This window comes from Citrobacter sp. RHBSTW-00859 (genome assembly GCF_013729795.1).
GTDB classification, from domain to species: domain Bacteria; phylum Pseudomonadota; class Gammaproteobacteria; order Enterobacterales; family Enterobacteriaceae; genus Citrobacter; species Citrobacter braakii.
Genome location: NZ_CP056284.1, coordinates 2,533,400 through 2,549,993, shown reverse-complemented (window position 1 = coordinate 2,549,993; position 16,594 = coordinate 2,533,400). Strand labels below are relative to the sequence as shown.

Annotated in this window: 18 protein-coding genes and 1 pseudogene; 4 read left to right on the top strand and 15 right to left on the bottom strand. The window is 48.3% G+C overall.

What is annotated here, in order from left to right:
- From HV302_RS12720 to HV302_RS12685, 8 genes are all read right to left on the bottom strand, one after another.
- Window positions 1–783 carry an Ig-like domain-containing protein gene (locus HV302_RS12720; protein ID WP_181625900.1) on the bottom strand — a complete coding sequence of 261 codons (783 nt, stop codon included), beginning with the start codon at window positions 781–783 and terminating at the stop codon, window positions 1–3.
- Entirely contained in the window at window positions 783–1,796 is a 1,014-nt protein-coding gene (locus HV302_RS12715) for a DUF2213 domain-containing protein (protein WP_071446435.1), read from the bottom strand. Before HV302_RS12715 ends, HV302_RS12720 begins: the two co-directional genes overlap by 1 nt.
- Window positions 1,774–3,129: a phage minor head protein gene (locus HV302_RS12710; RefSeq protein ID WP_181625899.1), complete on the bottom strand. Its 1,356-nt coding sequence runs from the start codon at window positions 3,127–3,129 to the stop codon at window positions 1,774–1,776. Before HV302_RS12710 ends, HV302_RS12715 begins: the two co-directional genes overlap by 23 nt.
- Window positions 3,116–4,468: an anti-CBASS protein Acb1 family protein gene (locus HV302_RS12705; RefSeq protein ID WP_181625898.1), complete on the bottom strand. Its 1,353-nt coding sequence runs from the start codon at window positions 4,466–4,468 to the stop codon at window positions 3,116–3,118. The genes HV302_RS12710 and HV302_RS12705 overlap by 14 nt, the downstream gene beginning before the upstream one ends.
- Window positions 4,465–5,853, bottom strand: coding sequence for a PBSX family phage terminase large subunit (locus tag HV302_RS12700; protein ID WP_181627424.1), 1,389 nt, complete (start codon window positions 5,851–5,853; stop codon window positions 4,465–4,467). The genes HV302_RS12705 and HV302_RS12700 overlap by 4 nt, the downstream gene beginning before the upstream one ends.
- Entirely contained in the window at window positions 5,843–6,385 is a 543-nt protein-coding gene (locus HV302_RS12695) for a hypothetical protein (RefSeq protein ID WP_128298837.1), read from the bottom strand. The genes HV302_RS12700 and HV302_RS12695 overlap by 11 nt, the downstream gene beginning before the upstream one ends.
- Window positions 6,386–7,126: 741 nt before the next feature.
- Window positions 7,127–7,630 (bottom strand): hypothetical protein, encoded by a 504-nt coding sequence (locus HV302_RS12690; protein ID WP_284930911.1) that lies wholly within the window; start codon window positions 7,628–7,630, stop codon window positions 7,127–7,129.
- A 150-nt stretch (window positions 7,631–7,780) separates the two neighbouring features.
- Complete coding sequence (locus tag HV302_RS12685) at window positions 7,781–8,143, bottom strand: hypothetical protein (RefSeq protein ID WP_181627422.1); 363 nt, start codon at window positions 8,141–8,143, stop codon at window positions 7,781–7,783.
- 301 nt (window positions 8,144–8,444) lie between these two features.
- Here HV302_RS12685 and HV302_RS12680 point away from each other — a divergent pair, with 301 nt between their 5' ends.
- From HV302_RS12680 to HV302_RS12665, 4 genes and pseudogenes are all read left to right on the top strand, one after another.
- Window positions 8,445–9,977 (top strand): ERF family protein, encoded by a 1,533-nt coding sequence (locus HV302_RS12680; RefSeq protein ID WP_181627421.1) that lies wholly within the window; start codon window positions 8,445–8,447, stop codon window positions 9,975–9,977.
- A 17-nt stretch (window positions 9,978–9,994) separates the two neighbouring features.
- Entirely contained in the window at window positions 9,995–10,510 is a 516-nt protein-coding gene (locus HV302_RS12675; RefSeq protein ID WP_181627420.1) for a Ref family recombination enhancement nuclease, read from the top strand.
- A gap of 722 nt (window positions 10,511–11,232) precedes the next feature.
- Window positions 11,233–11,868 (top strand): annotated as a pseudogene (locus HV302_RS12670) (tail fiber protein); the annotation flags it as partial.
- Window positions 11,868–12,446 (top strand): tail fiber assembly protein, encoded by a 579-nt coding sequence (locus HV302_RS12665; RefSeq protein ID WP_181627419.1) that lies wholly within the window; start codon window positions 11,868–11,870, stop codon window positions 12,444–12,446. The pseudogene HV302_RS12670 and the gene HV302_RS12665, both read left to right, overlap by 1 nt.
- A 15-nt stretch (window positions 12,447–12,461) precedes the next feature.
- Here HV302_RS12665 and HV302_RS12660 read toward each other — a convergent pair whose 3' ends face one another.
- The 7 genes from HV302_RS12660 to HV302_RS12630 all read right to left on the bottom strand — a co-directional run bounded on the left by HV302_RS12660 (window position 12,462) and on the right by HV302_RS12630 (window position 16,405).
- Window positions 12,462–12,731, bottom strand: coding sequence for a hypothetical protein (locus HV302_RS12660; RefSeq protein ID WP_057064842.1), 270 nt, complete (start codon window positions 12,729–12,731; stop codon window positions 12,462–12,464).
- 84 nt (window positions 12,732–12,815) lie between these two features.
- Window positions 12,816–13,448: a hypothetical protein gene (locus HV302_RS12655; protein WP_181627418.1), complete on the bottom strand. Its 633-nt coding sequence runs from the start codon at window positions 13,446–13,448 to the stop codon at window positions 12,816–12,818.
- Window positions 13,448–13,684: a hypothetical protein gene (locus HV302_RS12650; protein WP_008324325.1), complete on the bottom strand. Its 237-nt coding sequence runs from the start codon at window positions 13,682–13,684 to the stop codon at window positions 13,448–13,450. Before HV302_RS12650 ends, HV302_RS12655 begins: the two co-directional genes overlap by 1 nt.
- Complete coding sequence (locus HV302_RS12645) at window positions 13,684–13,914, bottom strand: hypothetical protein (protein ID WP_008324324.1); 231 nt, start codon at window positions 13,912–13,914, stop codon at window positions 13,684–13,686. The genes HV302_RS12650 and HV302_RS12645 overlap by 1 nt, the downstream gene beginning before the upstream one ends.
- Window positions 13,907–14,662, bottom strand: coding sequence for a hypothetical protein (locus HV302_RS12640; RefSeq protein ID WP_181627417.1), 756 nt, complete (start codon window positions 14,660–14,662; stop codon window positions 13,907–13,909). The genes HV302_RS12645 and HV302_RS12640 overlap by 8 nt, the downstream gene beginning before the upstream one ends.
- The gene (locus HV302_RS12635) at window positions 14,662–16,071 is read right to left on the bottom strand and encodes a baseplate J/gp47 family protein (RefSeq protein ID WP_151219215.1); all 1,410 of its coding nucleotides are present in this window, start codon (window positions 16,069–16,071) and stop codon (window positions 14,662–14,664) included. Before HV302_RS12635 ends, HV302_RS12640 begins: the two co-directional genes overlap by 1 nt.
- Window positions 16,055–16,405, bottom strand: coding sequence for a hypothetical protein (locus HV302_RS12630; protein ID WP_008324318.1), 351 nt, complete (start codon window positions 16,403–16,405; stop codon window positions 16,055–16,057). The genes HV302_RS12635 and HV302_RS12630 overlap by 17 nt, the downstream gene beginning before the upstream one ends.
- Window positions 16,406–16,594: the final 189 nt, after the last annotated feature.

The window sequence follows — 16,594 nt, the reverse complement described above, 5'->3', positions numbered from 1 at the left end:
TTAGCTAACAGTAATTACAGCGGTGTCAGTGAAACCACCGTCATCAGTTCGTACCGTAATAGTTGCGGTCTGTCCGGTAGTGGCTCCTGCTTTAACCGTGACAAGACCTGCTGAATCCACTGTGGCGACATTTTCATTACCGCTCTGATAAGTGACGGTTTTATTTGCCGCTCCTGATGGTGTAATGGTTGGCGTTAGTTGCTGAGTGCCACCAACCGCTTTTGATGCGGTTTTTGGTGATACCGAAATACCCGTTACAGGTACATCACGCGAAAAACCAGCACTCAACAATTCACCGTCAACCACCATCACAATTGCCGTACCGCCGCGCTGAGTGGTGGTTTCGAACCGAAATCGACTCTTATCACCGGAATTTGCAACGCCCCATTCCATATATCCGGTAGTGTTGTTTCGGCCTTTAGGGATAGCTAAATCACCCACTTTCGGTGATTCTCCCGCCTTAACAGCAACGCGTACCGGACCATTTTCAACGACACCAATCGGGCAATTGATAGTGACAACGCCGATACGTGTATTGCTGCCAAATCCCGGCATGGCTGGCATATTGGAATGAGCACTAACAGCGATACCAATTGTTACCGTCGCATTTGCAAGGGCGACCACTGTTGAATCATTACCTGACGTGAGTTTTACGGCATCACCGGGTGCAACTTCACCACCAGCGCGGCGGGAAGATACGCGAGCAGAGGAACGAAAAGACGGCAGGACAGCTAAATCACCGGGCAATCCCGCGTCAAAATCACCTTTAATTGTGGTCTGCATTATTTTGCGGCCTCTTTTTTGCCAAACATGCGGGACTGATAATCACTGTGCGCATCATTGCTTTTGCCTGCACCTGATTCATCGTTGTTGATGCGTGGATTACGCGGCTTTTGCTCAAACTTTTTACCGCAAGCCACCAGCGCCATTGATAACGCAACATCAACCTGTTCATCGCTCCAGCTATCCATGTTCACTTCTGGATTTGCCTTACGGATGATGGCCTGCTTAACGAGACTGATATCGCCCAGGCTGTCGGTATTGATGTTCAGTCGTTTAGCCGTGTCTTTAAGCTGATGCTCCTGACGACCGTCAGCAACGCCGCGCTCGTAGGCTTCATTGCTGGCTGAATCCATATTTACCAGGCGGTTATTTGCTTTGAGCAAGTCACCTCGTACTGTGCTAAGGTCACTGGTGAGCGTTTTTTTGTCCGTCTCCAGTTGTTCGATTTTGGCTAACGCTTCTTCTAATTCCATCGGTTCACCGTCCAGATTGAATGTTGCTGTCTTTACCCGTGGGTTGCGCACTATGCTCAGGTGGTTGTAGTTAATACCTTTCTGCACCGTGTCAAACTCTTGCCCGTCCGGGGCTCGTCCCGTTTGTTTGGGCTTTTCGTCACACTGGTAGCCAGCCGACGCCCCGCGTAATCTTTTGTCCTGCTGAATCAGGCGAATGGATCTCTCATCCTGAACCAGAGCGCGGGCTACCAATTCATCGCCCTGACGCATTACGGCAGTAACCACACCAGCACTGACAGCCCGGTAATTTTTTGACGTCACCAGACCATTACGAGGATGTGACACCGTAACAGGCTTACCGATTAAGGTATTCATTGAGTCCTGGTTAAACAATTCATCGGCTGAGCGGTACTCTTTTGCCGTGAATGCATCACCGCGATTGCGGTCATAAACCAGTACGCCCGGACGGGCTATAGGGATATCAATCTGGAGATAACCTTCCGGGGTTATCTCCCATTGTTTTATTGCATCAACGTTAACCTGCGTTTCTTGCTGCAATTTCTTTCTCCGCTTCTTCCACATCCGACGCAGAGAACAACCATTCAGGAAAACAGCGGCAACCGTTAGGTTGACCCGGATTCCCGTCTCGTGGCGGTCTGGTCGGCGTGTATGCCTTACCTTCGCGCCCAACATGCTCTTTTCGCTCGCGTTCGTCTAACATGCCCCGCCAGCGGTATATGCTCATCCCGGCAATACGTGCATTGGCTTCCTCAAGGTTCCATGCCTGATTGCCAATCTCATTGCGGGCAACGTTACGGGCTCGCCGGAAAGGTATCTCCATTTCATCAGCCAGCTTATTAGCGATGTAATCGACGCCGCGCCCCTCGCGTAACCCCTGCTGTACTGTGTTAATCCCGCGTTGAAGTGCTTCATCAGAAACATTCTCCATACGTCCCATACTTTCGGTTAACCAGTCGGCGGTTTGCTGCAATAGCTTTTTATCACCGTCATAAATATCGACCGCTATCAGGTCTGCCATGTTCTCATGCGGAATTGTTATACCCGGCGCAAGGTCAACATTTGCGGCGGCTTTAATGATGAGCCTGAAATCATCCAGAGCAGAATCGGCAAGTTGCGTGGTGGTGGTATTTATCGCTGGCAGTGACGGGATAACACTGGTTGTGCGTAGTGATTCAGATAACTTTGCTACCTGTTCGGAGACTGCCCCCGCCGTGTCTGGCGTAGCAGGTAAGCCTTTTTTCAGGTCAATCAGGCTTACACCATCAACGCGGAAGCGCTGGTAATAGCTTTGCCAGTATTCATCGGTGAAACCAAAATTCCCGTTTGCGATAGCGCTCTGTATTTCATCGGCGGTGCGGTTAATGATGCGAATATAAGTATCAGGCTTAGTGTTTGTTACTCTGCCAAAATCTTTAGCCAGATTTATACCTGCGTGCCTTCTTACTTCACTGATGACATACGCCGGAACCGCGCCAAACTCCCCATCTTTTAATAATGCTGGTATTGCCTTGAGGAAAATAGACGCATCAGGCAATAGCTCCTGAGTTACAGACCGTATAAGCCTTTCTTGTTGCTCTCGCGTCATGCGGGAATAGTTTTTACCCGCTCGTTGCCTGATGTAAACGCGCACTTTTTTAACCGTTGCGGCGGCAATAAAATCTCCCAGCACATCATCAACGGATACATCTTTACCATCAGCCGCATCAATATTGAGATGTGCGCCGGATTTACCGATTGCCCGGTAAGTCTTTAAACAGGCTTCGCGAACCCATTTACAAAAAAGCCGGGTGTTATCACCCAGCTTTTGCGCGTAAACCAGTTCTATAGCCAGTGGATAACCAGCGTCATAACGTGGTTCACTTTTCGGCATTATTGGCCTCACTATTGCTGTTTTCGGTATTGTTCTGGTTCAAATCCTTGTCATTCTGGTCATCAATTGTGCCTGTTGCTGGCGCTGTCTCAGTCAGGAGTGTTACGGCGGCGGTTTCCTTCGCGGTTGCCCTGGCTTCTTCGCTGGTGATGGCTCTCATCTGGTAATAAAGTTGCGCCGTTTCCGCTACCTTCTTGTCCCTGTCTACCTCACGGTCAATCTGCCCCTGAGATTTGTTAGGAATAAAGTCAGCTTTTACGCCCAGATAGCGCAACGTCAGCTTTTTAAGTGCCGGGATAATGTCATTGGTGGTGATGTGAGAAACAAGGTTTTGCCATTGCGCATCGGCGCTGGTATCGCTGTTAGATAAGCCTGACCGCCGCTCAGCCAGCATTGATACCGGAAATCCCGTTTCAGCGCACACCAGTTTGATAGCCATATCAACAAGGTCAGCGGTTCCCGTCATACTGGACTGTAAGCGCGTTATATCTTCATCTTTATCTATTGCCACCATGTCATTCAAATGCCTGGTAGCTGCGATACCAGCCAGACGACGCGCCGCCATAGCTTCGCCCTTCGCTGACTTTAAATCTTCTGCAAGTTCATCTTTTTTATAAATATCCTGTACGGACAGCGACAAAATACTGATGATTAACTCATGAGACAAGCCAAGACGTTGTAACGATGCATAAGGTTTACAGAGAACCGGCTCGCCAAATTCGACACCTGCACTACCGTAAATCGGTTGGTATTCTGGATCGCCAAAAAGGAGTGAATCATCTTGCTCAATAAAAACTTCGCCACCAATCGGGCTTTTAAGCTGAATACGCCAGCCTTCCGGCAGACCGAAAAGCGGATCGTTATAATCAGAAAACCAGTCATTTGACGGTGTAATCCAGTTTGCGCCGTGGCTTCTAACCCAATCATCACCCATGACCAGTACCGACCAGCCCTGATGACGTTTAAGCACAGTGGCACGTTCGACGCTCTGCCAGATACGCATATCATCAAAAATTTGTTTTATTTTTTTATCATCTTCCGGTTTATCGGTGATGATATCGAACCCGTTAAGCATCGCTGCAGCAACCGGTTCGCTGATGATGCGCCAGCCTATCCCGGATGTTTCGCCAGCCAGCGCCGCCACCAGCGGTATTTTTCCCTCTGCGGCTCTGGCCTTCATCCGATTTGCCGTTGGCGACCCCATCCCGGCAGCACCTTTAACACCATGTGACACGCTTTCCATCATGGTCACGTAGCTGTCAATGTTGTAGCTGGCAGGCTGTAAGCCCTCTTTTGTTAAAATCCCCTCAGTGGGAATTAAGCTGGTTTTGTTCGTCATTCAATAATTCCTGATTTCATGCGTACCAGATGCGGGAATATGGCGTCGGCGTAGTCAGTGGACACGCCCAACCGTTTTTTAACTTTTTTCTTCGATTCAATAAGAATTTTGTCGTCTGGTGTGGTTTCCCACATGACACCAGTAGAATCAGAAAGGATGCGGTCGAGATAGCGGCGCGGGATGTTGTTTGATATGGCAAAAACCCCATCTTGTGGCTTAATACCACCATCAAGCCAACGCACAGTGTCATTAACTACATCGCGATAAGCCCACCACGCCTGAGCACGCAGATTGTGGAAAGTATCCTCGTTGGATCTCCCGCCGCGATAGCGGGATTTTTTGCGCAAAACCTCGCCCTGAGCCACAAACTTACGAAACTCAATGTCAGAGTCTTCATACTTGTTAAGTTCGCCTTTAACACCAGAACCAACGCCTACAGAGTCATAAATCAGGACTGAACAACCTTCTTCTGTTGCCAGCTTTAACGCCTGCTGCGCTAGCTGAACAGTGTCCCGCGCCTGCAACCGCTCCATACGGTACAAAAAACGCCCATCAAAGAAAGACAAGACCGAATCATCATCACCATCATCTGCAACGTCGAGCACCGCTGTTTTAACACCAGTCCGACAGGCTTTCGCCAGATCTGAATCGGGTTTTACAATGAGTCTTTCGAGGTTGCCGCGATTGACTACGGAACCGGGTAAATCACTTACAGGAACACCATTCCAGATATTGTCGTAGCGGTCTGGATAATGTTTGAGGCAATGCAGGCGCTCTTTATCCAGCGTCTCGCCAAAGTGCGGATTGTGATACCAGTTAACCTCTTCAACGAACCATTGTTCACCCGCATTTAAGACGAAACGAACGTAAGTTTCATCCCAAGCATATGCAGGGTTAAAGGTAATCCATAGCTCTGCACCCGGACGGCGCATGGTAGGTGTTAACGCTTCCCATGCTTCCGGTGAAATTGCATGCGCCTCCTCCACCCAGCAAATGTCTACACCCTCGATAGACTTAATAGAGTCAAGGTTTGACTGAAAGCCTAAAAAGCGGAATTGTGCACCTGATTTGGCCTTGATGCTGTTGTTAGTAACAGTGAAATCTGATTCATAACCGAGGCGGCGTATGGTGTCGCAAAGCAATTGATGCGCTGATGCGTCGATAGACTTTTGCACACGGCGCAGACAGAGAAAACGTAGGTCATATCTCACTGCCAATTGTATCAATGCCTCTGCAACCATCCATGATTTGCCAGAACCGCGCCCACCTCGTAGATTTTTTACTCGATGGGGTTTAGTTGTCAGGCGGCGCATTATGCGCATCCAGTTAGCCTCTTTTTTTGAAGCACATAGCCATTCGTCACGCCGTTCAATATCATTCGTCATCTGTTGCCATTTCCTTATAAATATCAGCCAGCAAATCGCGGGCGGCTCTTTTGCCCTCGTCTGAAATTGGTTTGCTGAGGTCAACTCCCGCAAGCGTGAGGATTCGCGCTGCGAGGTTCGATTTGTCTAATCCTTCAACCTGCCAGCCATGCTTTGTGCGTTTGATATTTTTTATGGCTCTGGTGTCGATTGCCGCCAGACGGCTACGGAACACTTCCGGTTCAAGGCGCAACTTCTCCAGTGCCTGTAACTCCAGCATTACCGCTGTTGAGTCCGGCGCACGGAAACGGGCTGAAAGGTCAATCAATACCTCCTGTCTGCCGACAATATCTTTAGCAATGATGTGTTTTCGATAAACGCTAACGGCCTGTTGTATCTCGTTGTCTTTAAGCAACTTTTCAGCCTGATAATCATCATTGAAACCTTTGTATTCTCTGTTGCGAGATTTTGCATAGCTGAAACCAGGCGCTTCCCGCTCACTGGCCACCAGCTTTGCAAACACATCATCTCGTTTACTTATTTTTATGGTCACAACGCCCCCTTTGTGAGGCTTGCAGCGTAGCGAGGAAAAAGGAGGATCAAAAACAGCGTTACCGCTGGCGTGTAGTACAAATAAAAAAAAGCCACTCCGGGGGCGGAATGGCTCAACATCACAAAGATTAAGGCAATGGCTAAAAGTCAGTTAAACAGGCAGTTCGCTACCTGTCCGTGGCAGATGCCATTATGGTTTTTTGATGAGATAAGACAAAAGGTAGTGCGAGAGGTAACAGCAGATAAAGAAAAGCCGCCCCCGAAGGAGCGGCGTTTAAAGGTGCTCAGGCTGTACATCGCAGTCAGAAAGGCGGGGTGTTACCCCCGCCCTGATTTAGCGACTCTCCTTAGCTTCGTAGGCAAACTTTGCCGCCACTTGCACACCTCCCTGTCCTATTGACGCTTCGCAAAGCGTCCGGTTTAGAGCGGTATATGCCAGTAGCGCCGCGATATAAATCGCGATGAACAAAAAAACTCCTTTGTAAAACAAAGTTGCCTCCTTAGTTATGGGGAGGCTATAATCGGATTGCGAAGTCACGATAAGAGCCTCGTTGGTTAATGAAAATTGACCTTCGGGGCTTTTCTCTATCTGCCGCACGGTAACATGAGACAGATAGCCTCAAGCACCGGGCGCGATTATACCCACATCCCATAGCTCACTGCAAAATTTCTATCCCTTCCCCTTTCGACTTATTTGTAGTCTTTATAATGCGTTATGTCTTTCCGATTTTATTGCGGTGGCTTAGTAACCTGAATATTCCGGCCTTTGGTTTTCAATGCAGACTGATACTTTTTCAATTAGTAACATACATTTTTCGATGAAAGCAGTATCAACTTTAACCAATCCAGAGACAGCAGTAAGGTCACCAACCTCATAGACAGGTGTAGTTGGTGTCTCGACTTCAAAATCCAGAACATTAATCTTATTAACTAACGAATTATAACTCTGACCATCACCATGCTTTAACGCATTGATAGCTCTGTAATAGTTTTGAAATTCTTCTTTTAATGCGACTTCCCCGGCCTGGTCAAGTATGTCTTTAATTTCCTTAAAGCCATTGGTGCATTTGAGCGCCTGTTGTACATGCCCCTCAAAGATTGAAAATAGCCCGACAGCATAGATTACCTTTGAAAGATTTAAGGCTTGCAGGACTTTCCCTGGCAATGTTCTTTCAGTCTCACGCAGTTCGATTTCCGTACGTTCAAAAGCTTCGTTTATCTTTTCCAAGGAAAAATGTGTACTCATAGATGCAATTTCTGTGAACCGATGCATTAGATTTTAATCCCTTACGTTGTCAAACAGTGGCATCAGGATATCAGGAAGTTACAATGTTCACTCCCCCCAAAAATCATTGATGCATCTACGAAACTGATGGAATGGACGAAACATCAGTGATTAACACACTGTCATGGATTGTTGTTTTTTTCTCTCTGATACATCTTCTATTGCCCTCGATATGTCACAGTCGGAAAACAACCATTCAGGGAAGCAACAGCGGCAACTAAAAAATTCATTAATGTGGAATGTCACGCCATTCAATGCAGCATGTTTAGGGTTCACCCACCAGGCATCGTCGTCTGTAAACAGGCATTGCAGGCGAAAGTAACGCATACCCGCAATGCGAGCGTTTCTTCGCTCTCTGCGCCATGATTCGCTACCCACCAACACCGAGCTAACACAAGTCTCCGCCCATTGTTTGGTTATTTTTGCTTCCCCAGCTGAATTCACCTTGATGACTGCATAAGTCGGTGTTTTCACAATTCATCCCTGCTTTTAACTGATTGGCTTGATTCTAATTTGTAGTTGAAATAAGATCTATATCAGGTGCTCAAAACACCCATCCAAAGCGGTAAATCACCCCGTCAGCGTGATTTTTTTGTGCCCGGAATTTATGCTCTGGCGGTTTCGCGCCGCGTGAGTGCTGAATTATGGGGTGGAGTGCGACGAATAGCGCAGGCGTGAACTTGCGTAATAAGTCCGCCGACTTTGGACGGTTTTGAGCTCCACCCCGCCCCATCTCAAAAGTGGGGATTCAGTCTCATCCAAAGGAGCAACAACTATGAGTACATTACTCACTATCCCCGATGCCGCCGAACTACTGGCGCACACCCTCGCTGCTCTTAAAGCTGCTGGTTATGCCAGTGCCGCTATGATGCCCGTTCATCGTAACGACTCAAACGAAGTCGAAAAAACGGAAACTCCAGCCACTACCGCGCCAGAAGTCTATGTAGCACCCGGCAAACAGTACGCCAACGCGCAAGAAGCGCTGGCACATATGGTGCGCGAACTGAAAAACCCGCAACGCGACAACTACAACGAAACACTGGATTTTACGTTTGCTTCGCTGGCGCAACTGCTGGACTTATTACGCGAGCCGATTTACCAGCATGGCCTGATGCTCAAACAGGAGTTTGAGAAAGGTGATGAACTGCCTTTAGATATGGTGACAACGTTTATCCATATCCCAACCGACACGGAAGTTTCTTTCCGTCTCCCCGCCTACATCAAAGAAGATAAACGCCTGGATGAATGCCAGCGTGTGGGCGCGTCGTTTACCTATTTTCGCCGCTATGGTCTGCGTCAGGCGCTGGATATTACTGACGGTGATGACGATATCGACCAGGCTGATTCTAAACGTGAACGCCGGAAGGCTCGCGCACTGAACAGTAGCCGCAAGTGGAAGCCGACCACCAGCGCCCGGACAAAACCAGAATCCATCCTCAATGTACTCGTTGCTTCTGGTGAGTTTTCCGGTAATGCCACCATCGCACAGGCTAAATCCCGTAACCCGTTTCTGCGTACACCGTCTGAACTGGCAGAGGATTTTATCAGCGGCGCAGATCGCATTATGGACGATGAAGGCATAGCGCGTGATACCGTCTCCCGTTTTGGCCTGACCGATACATTCTGGCAGGATTTCTACAGCGGCTATCGTGTTGATGGTGATGAACTGGTAGATAATAAAACCGGGAACCATGTAACTGCTGATGTGGCAATGGCGATTGCTGAATCAATCACGTCATGGGCTGTTTCTGCCGCTGATGCTAACAGTGTTGTTGATACTCGCGATATGGTCAGCGCTGCTACATCAACTTCTTTCGTACCTGACAGACGACCAACCACCCCGGAAGAAGAAGCCTTTATTTCTGCTGTTGGGATTGGTCATGATGATGAGATAGCGGAAATCGCAGAGCGTCTTTTAGGCGCTGATATCGCTATGGGGCTGGATATCAAAGCCGAACGCAATGACACGCGCTACGCTCGCCGCAACTGGCTCAATGCCTGCAAGGTGTTTTACTCCAATGCGCTACTTGCCGGGAATGTAAATTTTGATGCGCTTCCCTCCTTGCTGGCACAACCTGAGCCGCAAATTGAAGCACCCGACGAAATGCAACAAAAAGCCGATATAGCGCGTGAAATTGCATCGGGCAACAGTGAAACAGATATCAAACTGCAACAACTACATGAAATAGCGAAACGATGCGACACGCAGACAGCCAGCTATATTGATACTCTCATCCTGCATGTTGAATGCGACGGGCTAAACACAGATTTGCCCGTATACATCCCCGAATCAGATTTACCGTACTGATTTGCGGGGTGTTCAACATGAAAACTATAGAAGAAAAGTTACAGTGTAACTTTGAGCGTCAGCGCACGTACCAGCAACGCGCCATTGAGCGCCAGCGCGAAAAACAGGCTAATCCTGAATGGCGTCAGGCTCAGTATGAAAAACAGCGGGAACGGCAATCCCGCTATATTGAACGAGCAAAAAATAAACCGTTTAATCGCGGATTAAAGGGGCGAACACCCCGCGCCGCTGAACGGTCATTGATGGATAAAATAGGCGCGTTACCCTGCATTGCATGTTATGTGCATGGCGTGATTAATGAAGTTGTCAGTTTGCACCATATCAACGGACGAACGATTACCGGCGCTCATGCTTTTGTATTACCGCTGTGCAATCACCATCATCAAAATGCAGCACCACCAGTAGTACGCGCTATTTATTCCTGGCTGGTTCCCGTTCATGCAGATGGTAATTGTGGCGGCAAAAGTGCATTTGAGGCTCTCAATGGCTCTCAGGAACATTTATATAGTCTTTGCCTTGAAATGATAGCCTGAATGCCTGATAGCGCCGCCAGTGTTAATCTGGCGGCGTTACCGCTCGCCCCCTTTACTGTATCCCTTCCCCTTCATGTCTTTTAATCACCTCGACACGATTAAAAGAGGTGTTTATGTCCGAAAATAATTACGGCGCCTTAATGCTCAAGTCTGCACTTGATACCAGTGTGGATGTAACCAAAATTATTGCGCCCGGTATATACCCGGTAACTCAGGGCAATGCGAGCGCCCCTGATTCAGTTGCTGGCTTGCTTACCGTTGCACCTGTTCCATTAGGATCAAAAGTTACTTTTGAGAGACAAGATTCCAGCGTTGTCTATTCCCTGATTAATGGAAAATGGGAAAAACCAACTGCAATAGATGTTGGCGCTGCACGGGCTTTCAGTGGTTCGATAAGCATTGGTGGCGGAGGAAGCTGGACGACAGCAGATTTTATCGTCTGGCTGGAGTCACAAGGTGCGTTTAATCATCCGTACTGGATGTGCAAAGGCTCCTGGTCTTATGGTGATAACAGAACTATCACTGATACGGGATGTGGGAATATTCAGTTAGCAGGGGCAGTGGTAGAGGTCATGGGCGTCCGTGGTGCGATGACGATTCGGGTTACTACACCGACAGCGTCAACGACTGGTGTTGTAAATGCTCTGTTTACCTACGTTAATCACGGTGAAGGTTATCCGGCAATATGGAGGCGTGATTTTAACACGGCAAATCCTCCGTATGAGTATTACCCCGTAGGCTCTCCCATTCCATGGCCTTTGGATACCCCCCCTGCTAACCATGCGCTTATGCAGGGACAAGCGTTTAATAAATCTGCCTATCCATTACTTGCCGTAGCGTATCCATCCGGTGTTATCCCTGACATGCGAAGCCAGACAATTAAGGGCAAGCCTGATGGTCGAGCGGCACTCTCGTATGAACAGGATGGTGTTATATCGCATACCCACGGAGCCAGTATTTCCGACACCGATTTGGGAACGAAATACACCAGTTCTTTTGATTATGGTTCAAAACCAACAACCAGTTTTGATTACGGAAATAAGTCATCTACAGAAGGGGGTTGGCACGCACATAACTTTCGATATTGCTCAACGTCTGCATACCGGGATACTCCCGGCCAGGGGCTGGGGATGCACTCGTCGAATATTTCATGGTCGGCGGGAGATCGTATTGAGGGAAGTGGTAATCATGCTCATGTGACGTGGATTGGCCCTCATGATCACTGGGTGGGTATCGGTGCGCATGACCATTATGTGGTTATGGGGTATCACGGACATGCTGCGACCGTTCATGCAACCGGAAATGCTGAAAACACCGTTAAAAATATTGCGTTTAACTATATTGTGAGGCTTGCCTGATGACTTTTGAAATGACCGGAGAAAACCGGACTATTACTCTCTACAACCTTCGTGCAGATACAAATGAATATATTGGGAAATGTGATGGGTTTATCCCGGCTAATACGGGATTACCTGCTTACAGTACCAATATTGCGCCGCCGTCAGCGAAGGCTGGTTTTGTCGCTGTATTTAATGTTGCGTCAGAAAAATGGTCACTTGTTGAGGACCATCGCGGGAAAATTGTCTACGACATTCAAACCGGAAAAGCTACCACGATTGACCAGTTAGGTAAGTTACCTAGCGATGTTGTATCCGTTGCGCCGGAAGGCCATTTTGTTAAGTGGGACGGGAAAAAATGGATACATGATGCTGAAGCAGAAAAAACGGCGCAGATTACACAGGCGACACAGCAAAAAGAAAGCCTTCTTGCGCTGGCTTCATCAAAAATCGCCCCCTTACAGGACGCAGTTGATCTTGATATTGCAACAGAAGTGGAAACTGCACTTTTGCTGGCGTGGAAAAAATACCGCGTTTTACTTAACCGCATAAATCCAGATGATGCGCCTGATATTAGCTGGCCTGATATGCCAGCATAGACCACAAAGGCCGCACTATGCGGCCTGTTCTTTTTTCGCCCCTTTGTGATGCACTTCCCATAGTGTTATCCCTATCGAATCGCAGAAATCGCCCAGGTGGTTTAACCCTGACCATTCCCGGATACCTCCCCTTGCCGCTTCCACAAATATTGCCGCATCCACAGAACGATGCAGACCGAATAACCGCCATTTTCCCTTGTCCGTTTTGGTCGCCACTATGCGTGTGAACGTGCCATTTTCGTAAAAGTCGCGGAATGCTGGTTTTTTGCGTGTTGTTACTTTCATAAAAGACAAATCCCCGAAATGTTATTAACAAATCGGGGATATGTTGGCACAAATCGACGGAATGACTTTTTTATTTCTCAGCGGTCACGATGCCTGAGCAATATCCCGCGCTGATGGTAATGGGTTGCTGTATACCATGCCGCTGATTAGCGGCGCTGTGTTCATCTGGCTTTCATTCTTCCGCTTAAGCGTAATTGACAATGCGCGGCTTGTTTCCTGACTTGTAAGGGGCTGCGTGGACAGCAAAATCATCGTTAACGGGATGACCACCAGCCCGGATTGCTCCAGAAACCGACGCTTACCGCCCAACTTGTACTTTGCGGCGATGCCCGTCACGCCAAGATTGAGATAGTTAGCCGGGGCGGTATCCGTTGCCGTTTTTGCGGGGCAGAAGATAACCGCTTTATCGAAACCTGAAACCGTAAGCTGTAGTGCTGATAAATCTGGTGGTGCTGATAACGGGGCGTTTTCGCCGTGGTATATCTCCAAATCGCACACAACGCGCTGTAACGGATTTTGAAACTTTAGCGACCACGAACCAGCAAGAAGCCCACCAAACACATCTATGGTGTGCTGTGGGTATGGTATACAGCTTATTGGCGCACTGCTGCCGCGTATCTCTGCTGGCATAAGCCATTCAGGTACAACGCTGGAATCGTCAATTGCCGCCCGTTCAAGGTCGGATATTGCTACCAGTTCTTCCGGTGTTAATGCCATTATTTCCCCTTAGCTGTAAGAAGCTGGTCAATGTGCGCGGCTTTGGCGTACAGGTCATTAAAGATGTAATTTAATTCTGCAAAATCAACGGTATCACCCTGAATCGGTTCCCCTGTCAGGCTGATGTAACACGGTCTGAAACCATCAGCCTGCTTTGTAGGTGATGGTTGTTTGACGCTGGCATATTTCGAACCGCGAAAAGGATAGATGCGGCTTATAGTCGCAAAGCTATTCATCACGCATTTACCCTGGCTAATAAATCACGATATTTTTTGTATAGGTCATTGAGAATGAAATTCATTGTTTGTGCCGATACACCATCCCCAAACACCAGATTACCGTTTTCATCAAAATACGTTGGAGCAAAGCCGGTAGCCTGCAATTCTTGTGATGGTTCCTGCTTATTGGGGATATCGGTTCCCCCTTGCCCTTTATAGGTTTTATCTGTTTCCGCCCAGCTATCCATTTTTCACCTTCATTTGTTTGACTGTTACCAGCGTACTGAATGGCGTAATTAGCTCGCCGCCGTTTACCGTCGCAGTGCCATCAATACGGGTTAACAGAGATTTAAGCGCTCTGACTCTGACGCCTTGCGATTCAGTTGCCCGGATCGTTTTTTGGGTTTTCTCGTATCGGATGCCAGCCCATACGCAAGGGAAAGCATTTCCGGGGAACATTGGCGCATGATGGGTGAGATTCACATTTGGCGGTGTTGCAGCGCTGTAGATATCCCCGCCGAACGTGGCAGATACAAGAGAATCGGAGAGCTCAATATCAGGAGCCATACCACCACACTGCACAAACACTGTACGCAGAGGCACACGATTAAAGGCCGCGCCTATTGCGCCAGTGCTTAGCCCTACCCGATTTAGCGGTAGCCAGACAAGTTTGTATACCTGCTGCATGTATGCGCCCACTGATGGCCTTGATTGCGTGGAAACGCTCTGTTCGCCTCTGGCTTGTTGTAGCGCATTACGATAATCATCATCGTCGCGCTCTTCTCGCTGAATGCTGTATTGCTCCCCCCATGCGTCTAAAAGCGTTCCCGTTGAATCTGCCAGAGAAAACCCTTTTTTCATGTATTCAATCGCTGCAGCCATGCTGCTGTTGCCGGATTTTAGCCCTGCGATTAGGTCAATATTTCTCTGGATGCGTACTTTTGACGTCAGGCGCTCTTTTGCTAACTGCTCAGGGCTTTTAATTACAGGTTCCATCAAACCACCGTTACCGATGTTGAATCAGTGACCGCAATAATGCCGCTGCCTACAGAAACATGATTATCTGTTGGCGGGGATATAATGCCGATTTTTACTGTTACGTCCGTCAGTGTTGAAAATGCTGTTAATAAACGGGCATATATTTGACCAGCAAATACATCTTTTCCCGGTGTAAGCTGTGAAAAATAGGCCGTTACGGTGTTTTTAGCCACGCTGATATAATCTGCTGGCCTGCCCGTTGTTTCCTTATCCCATATATCGCCTGACACACTGACATAAACAAGTTGAAAGCTCTGGCGGCTGAAATAAACCGTTTCCGTTATCTCTCCATCGGTCGCCGTTGCGGACACATCACCATGAAACCCACATTCAGCGGCGGAGGCATCATAAATAGCCTGTGCTATTTCATTATCGTCACCACCAGCGACAAAAACCTGAATTGATTTACCGGGTATTCCCTCCGCATTAGTGTTAATTCCCCGGTTAACCTCAACAGAAGCATAAGAGACACCGCTGACGGCTAATACGGCATTTTTAACGCCGGGGCGCGATGCGCTGATGTTCACTCTGGCTGCTGCCGCTGCTATCTGTATGCGCTCACGATATGACTCATCGTCTTCGATGAGATAACCCTTAACACCGTTTGCCAGTACCAGAATGTCATTGTTTGCAACGTAGCCAAACAATACCGATGGAAACTCGGTATTGCTTTGGTAGTAAGCGGTTGCAGGTATACCAGCACGGACAATTTCAAACACATCATCAGCAAAGGAAAACGGAATAATTGTTCTGCCATCAGCAGCATAAAGCAAAGTCCCGTATGATGATTGATATGTCGTAAGGGAAGTTTCAGCCGCCGTAATTTGCGTGTACAGGCGGCTAAGTATCGAGTCTGACGTGTCACCAGCCTGAAATTGTGTTGAGTGCGGTTTACCAGAGATATTAATGGTAAATGTGTTTCCGCTGGTGATGGCATCCTGACGGACTTTTAACACAAATCCAGTAGCTGACTTTCCATCTTCTTTTACTTCGTGGTTTATAGCCCACTCGCCAGCGCTACCAGAGATAGTAAACCCATCACCAGCGCTTATGACCTGCCCCGGCTGTAAAAGGTAAAGAACATAAGCCAGCGAGCGAGTAAGACCATAACGAGGAAGGTTGAAACGCTCGCCAAGACCGTCTAACTGTGCGCCCTCTGCCATTGAAATGAAAAAGCCGGAAAATACCCAGCCAATCGCCTCAATGATGTTTAAGTCATCTTCCGAAACTATCGCTATTGTTTGCCCGACCAGTGAGTCGCCATCGGGGTTAACATCACCCAATGCGCCCTTTAGCTTTTCGTATTTGTCGCCTCTTAGCTCCGGCAATCTGGCACCGTGCCAGCCACCATCATTCACTAATTCCACTTGTTACCTCTGTGCTTTCTGAGCCAATGTAGACCGCAAAGCGGATTGTGTAATTTCCCTTCACATCGTTAATGGCGGTGGTTTTAGCGTCGCTGACTTCTGGTGTGCGTTTGGCCTCAGCATTAATCATATTGGAGACAATCGACGCTGGCAGGCGTGATGCCATAATGCCAGGCACCCACGGCAAACCCTGAGTTTCATCAAGCCACCATTCACCGCGATTTGTCCCAACTCTTATTTCTGCCTGCTGTGCTACACCATCAATGCCGCCGTCTAACACAAAATCGCCGTTACGAAGAATCACCCCGTTTTCGTCCTGCATAATGTCCAGCATCAGTAATTCATCCCCTCAACGAACGCCAGTTTCGAAACCCATACAAGGCATCGGCTTGTACCTACTGACTCAACCCTTTGCACCAGACCAACGGGAATGATTCTTTTACCCCTGCACGTTGGCATAACCAGTGTTAATGATTCGCCTGGCTGCGGTCTGTGAGTGGAAAGGAAGCAACCTTTCATACCG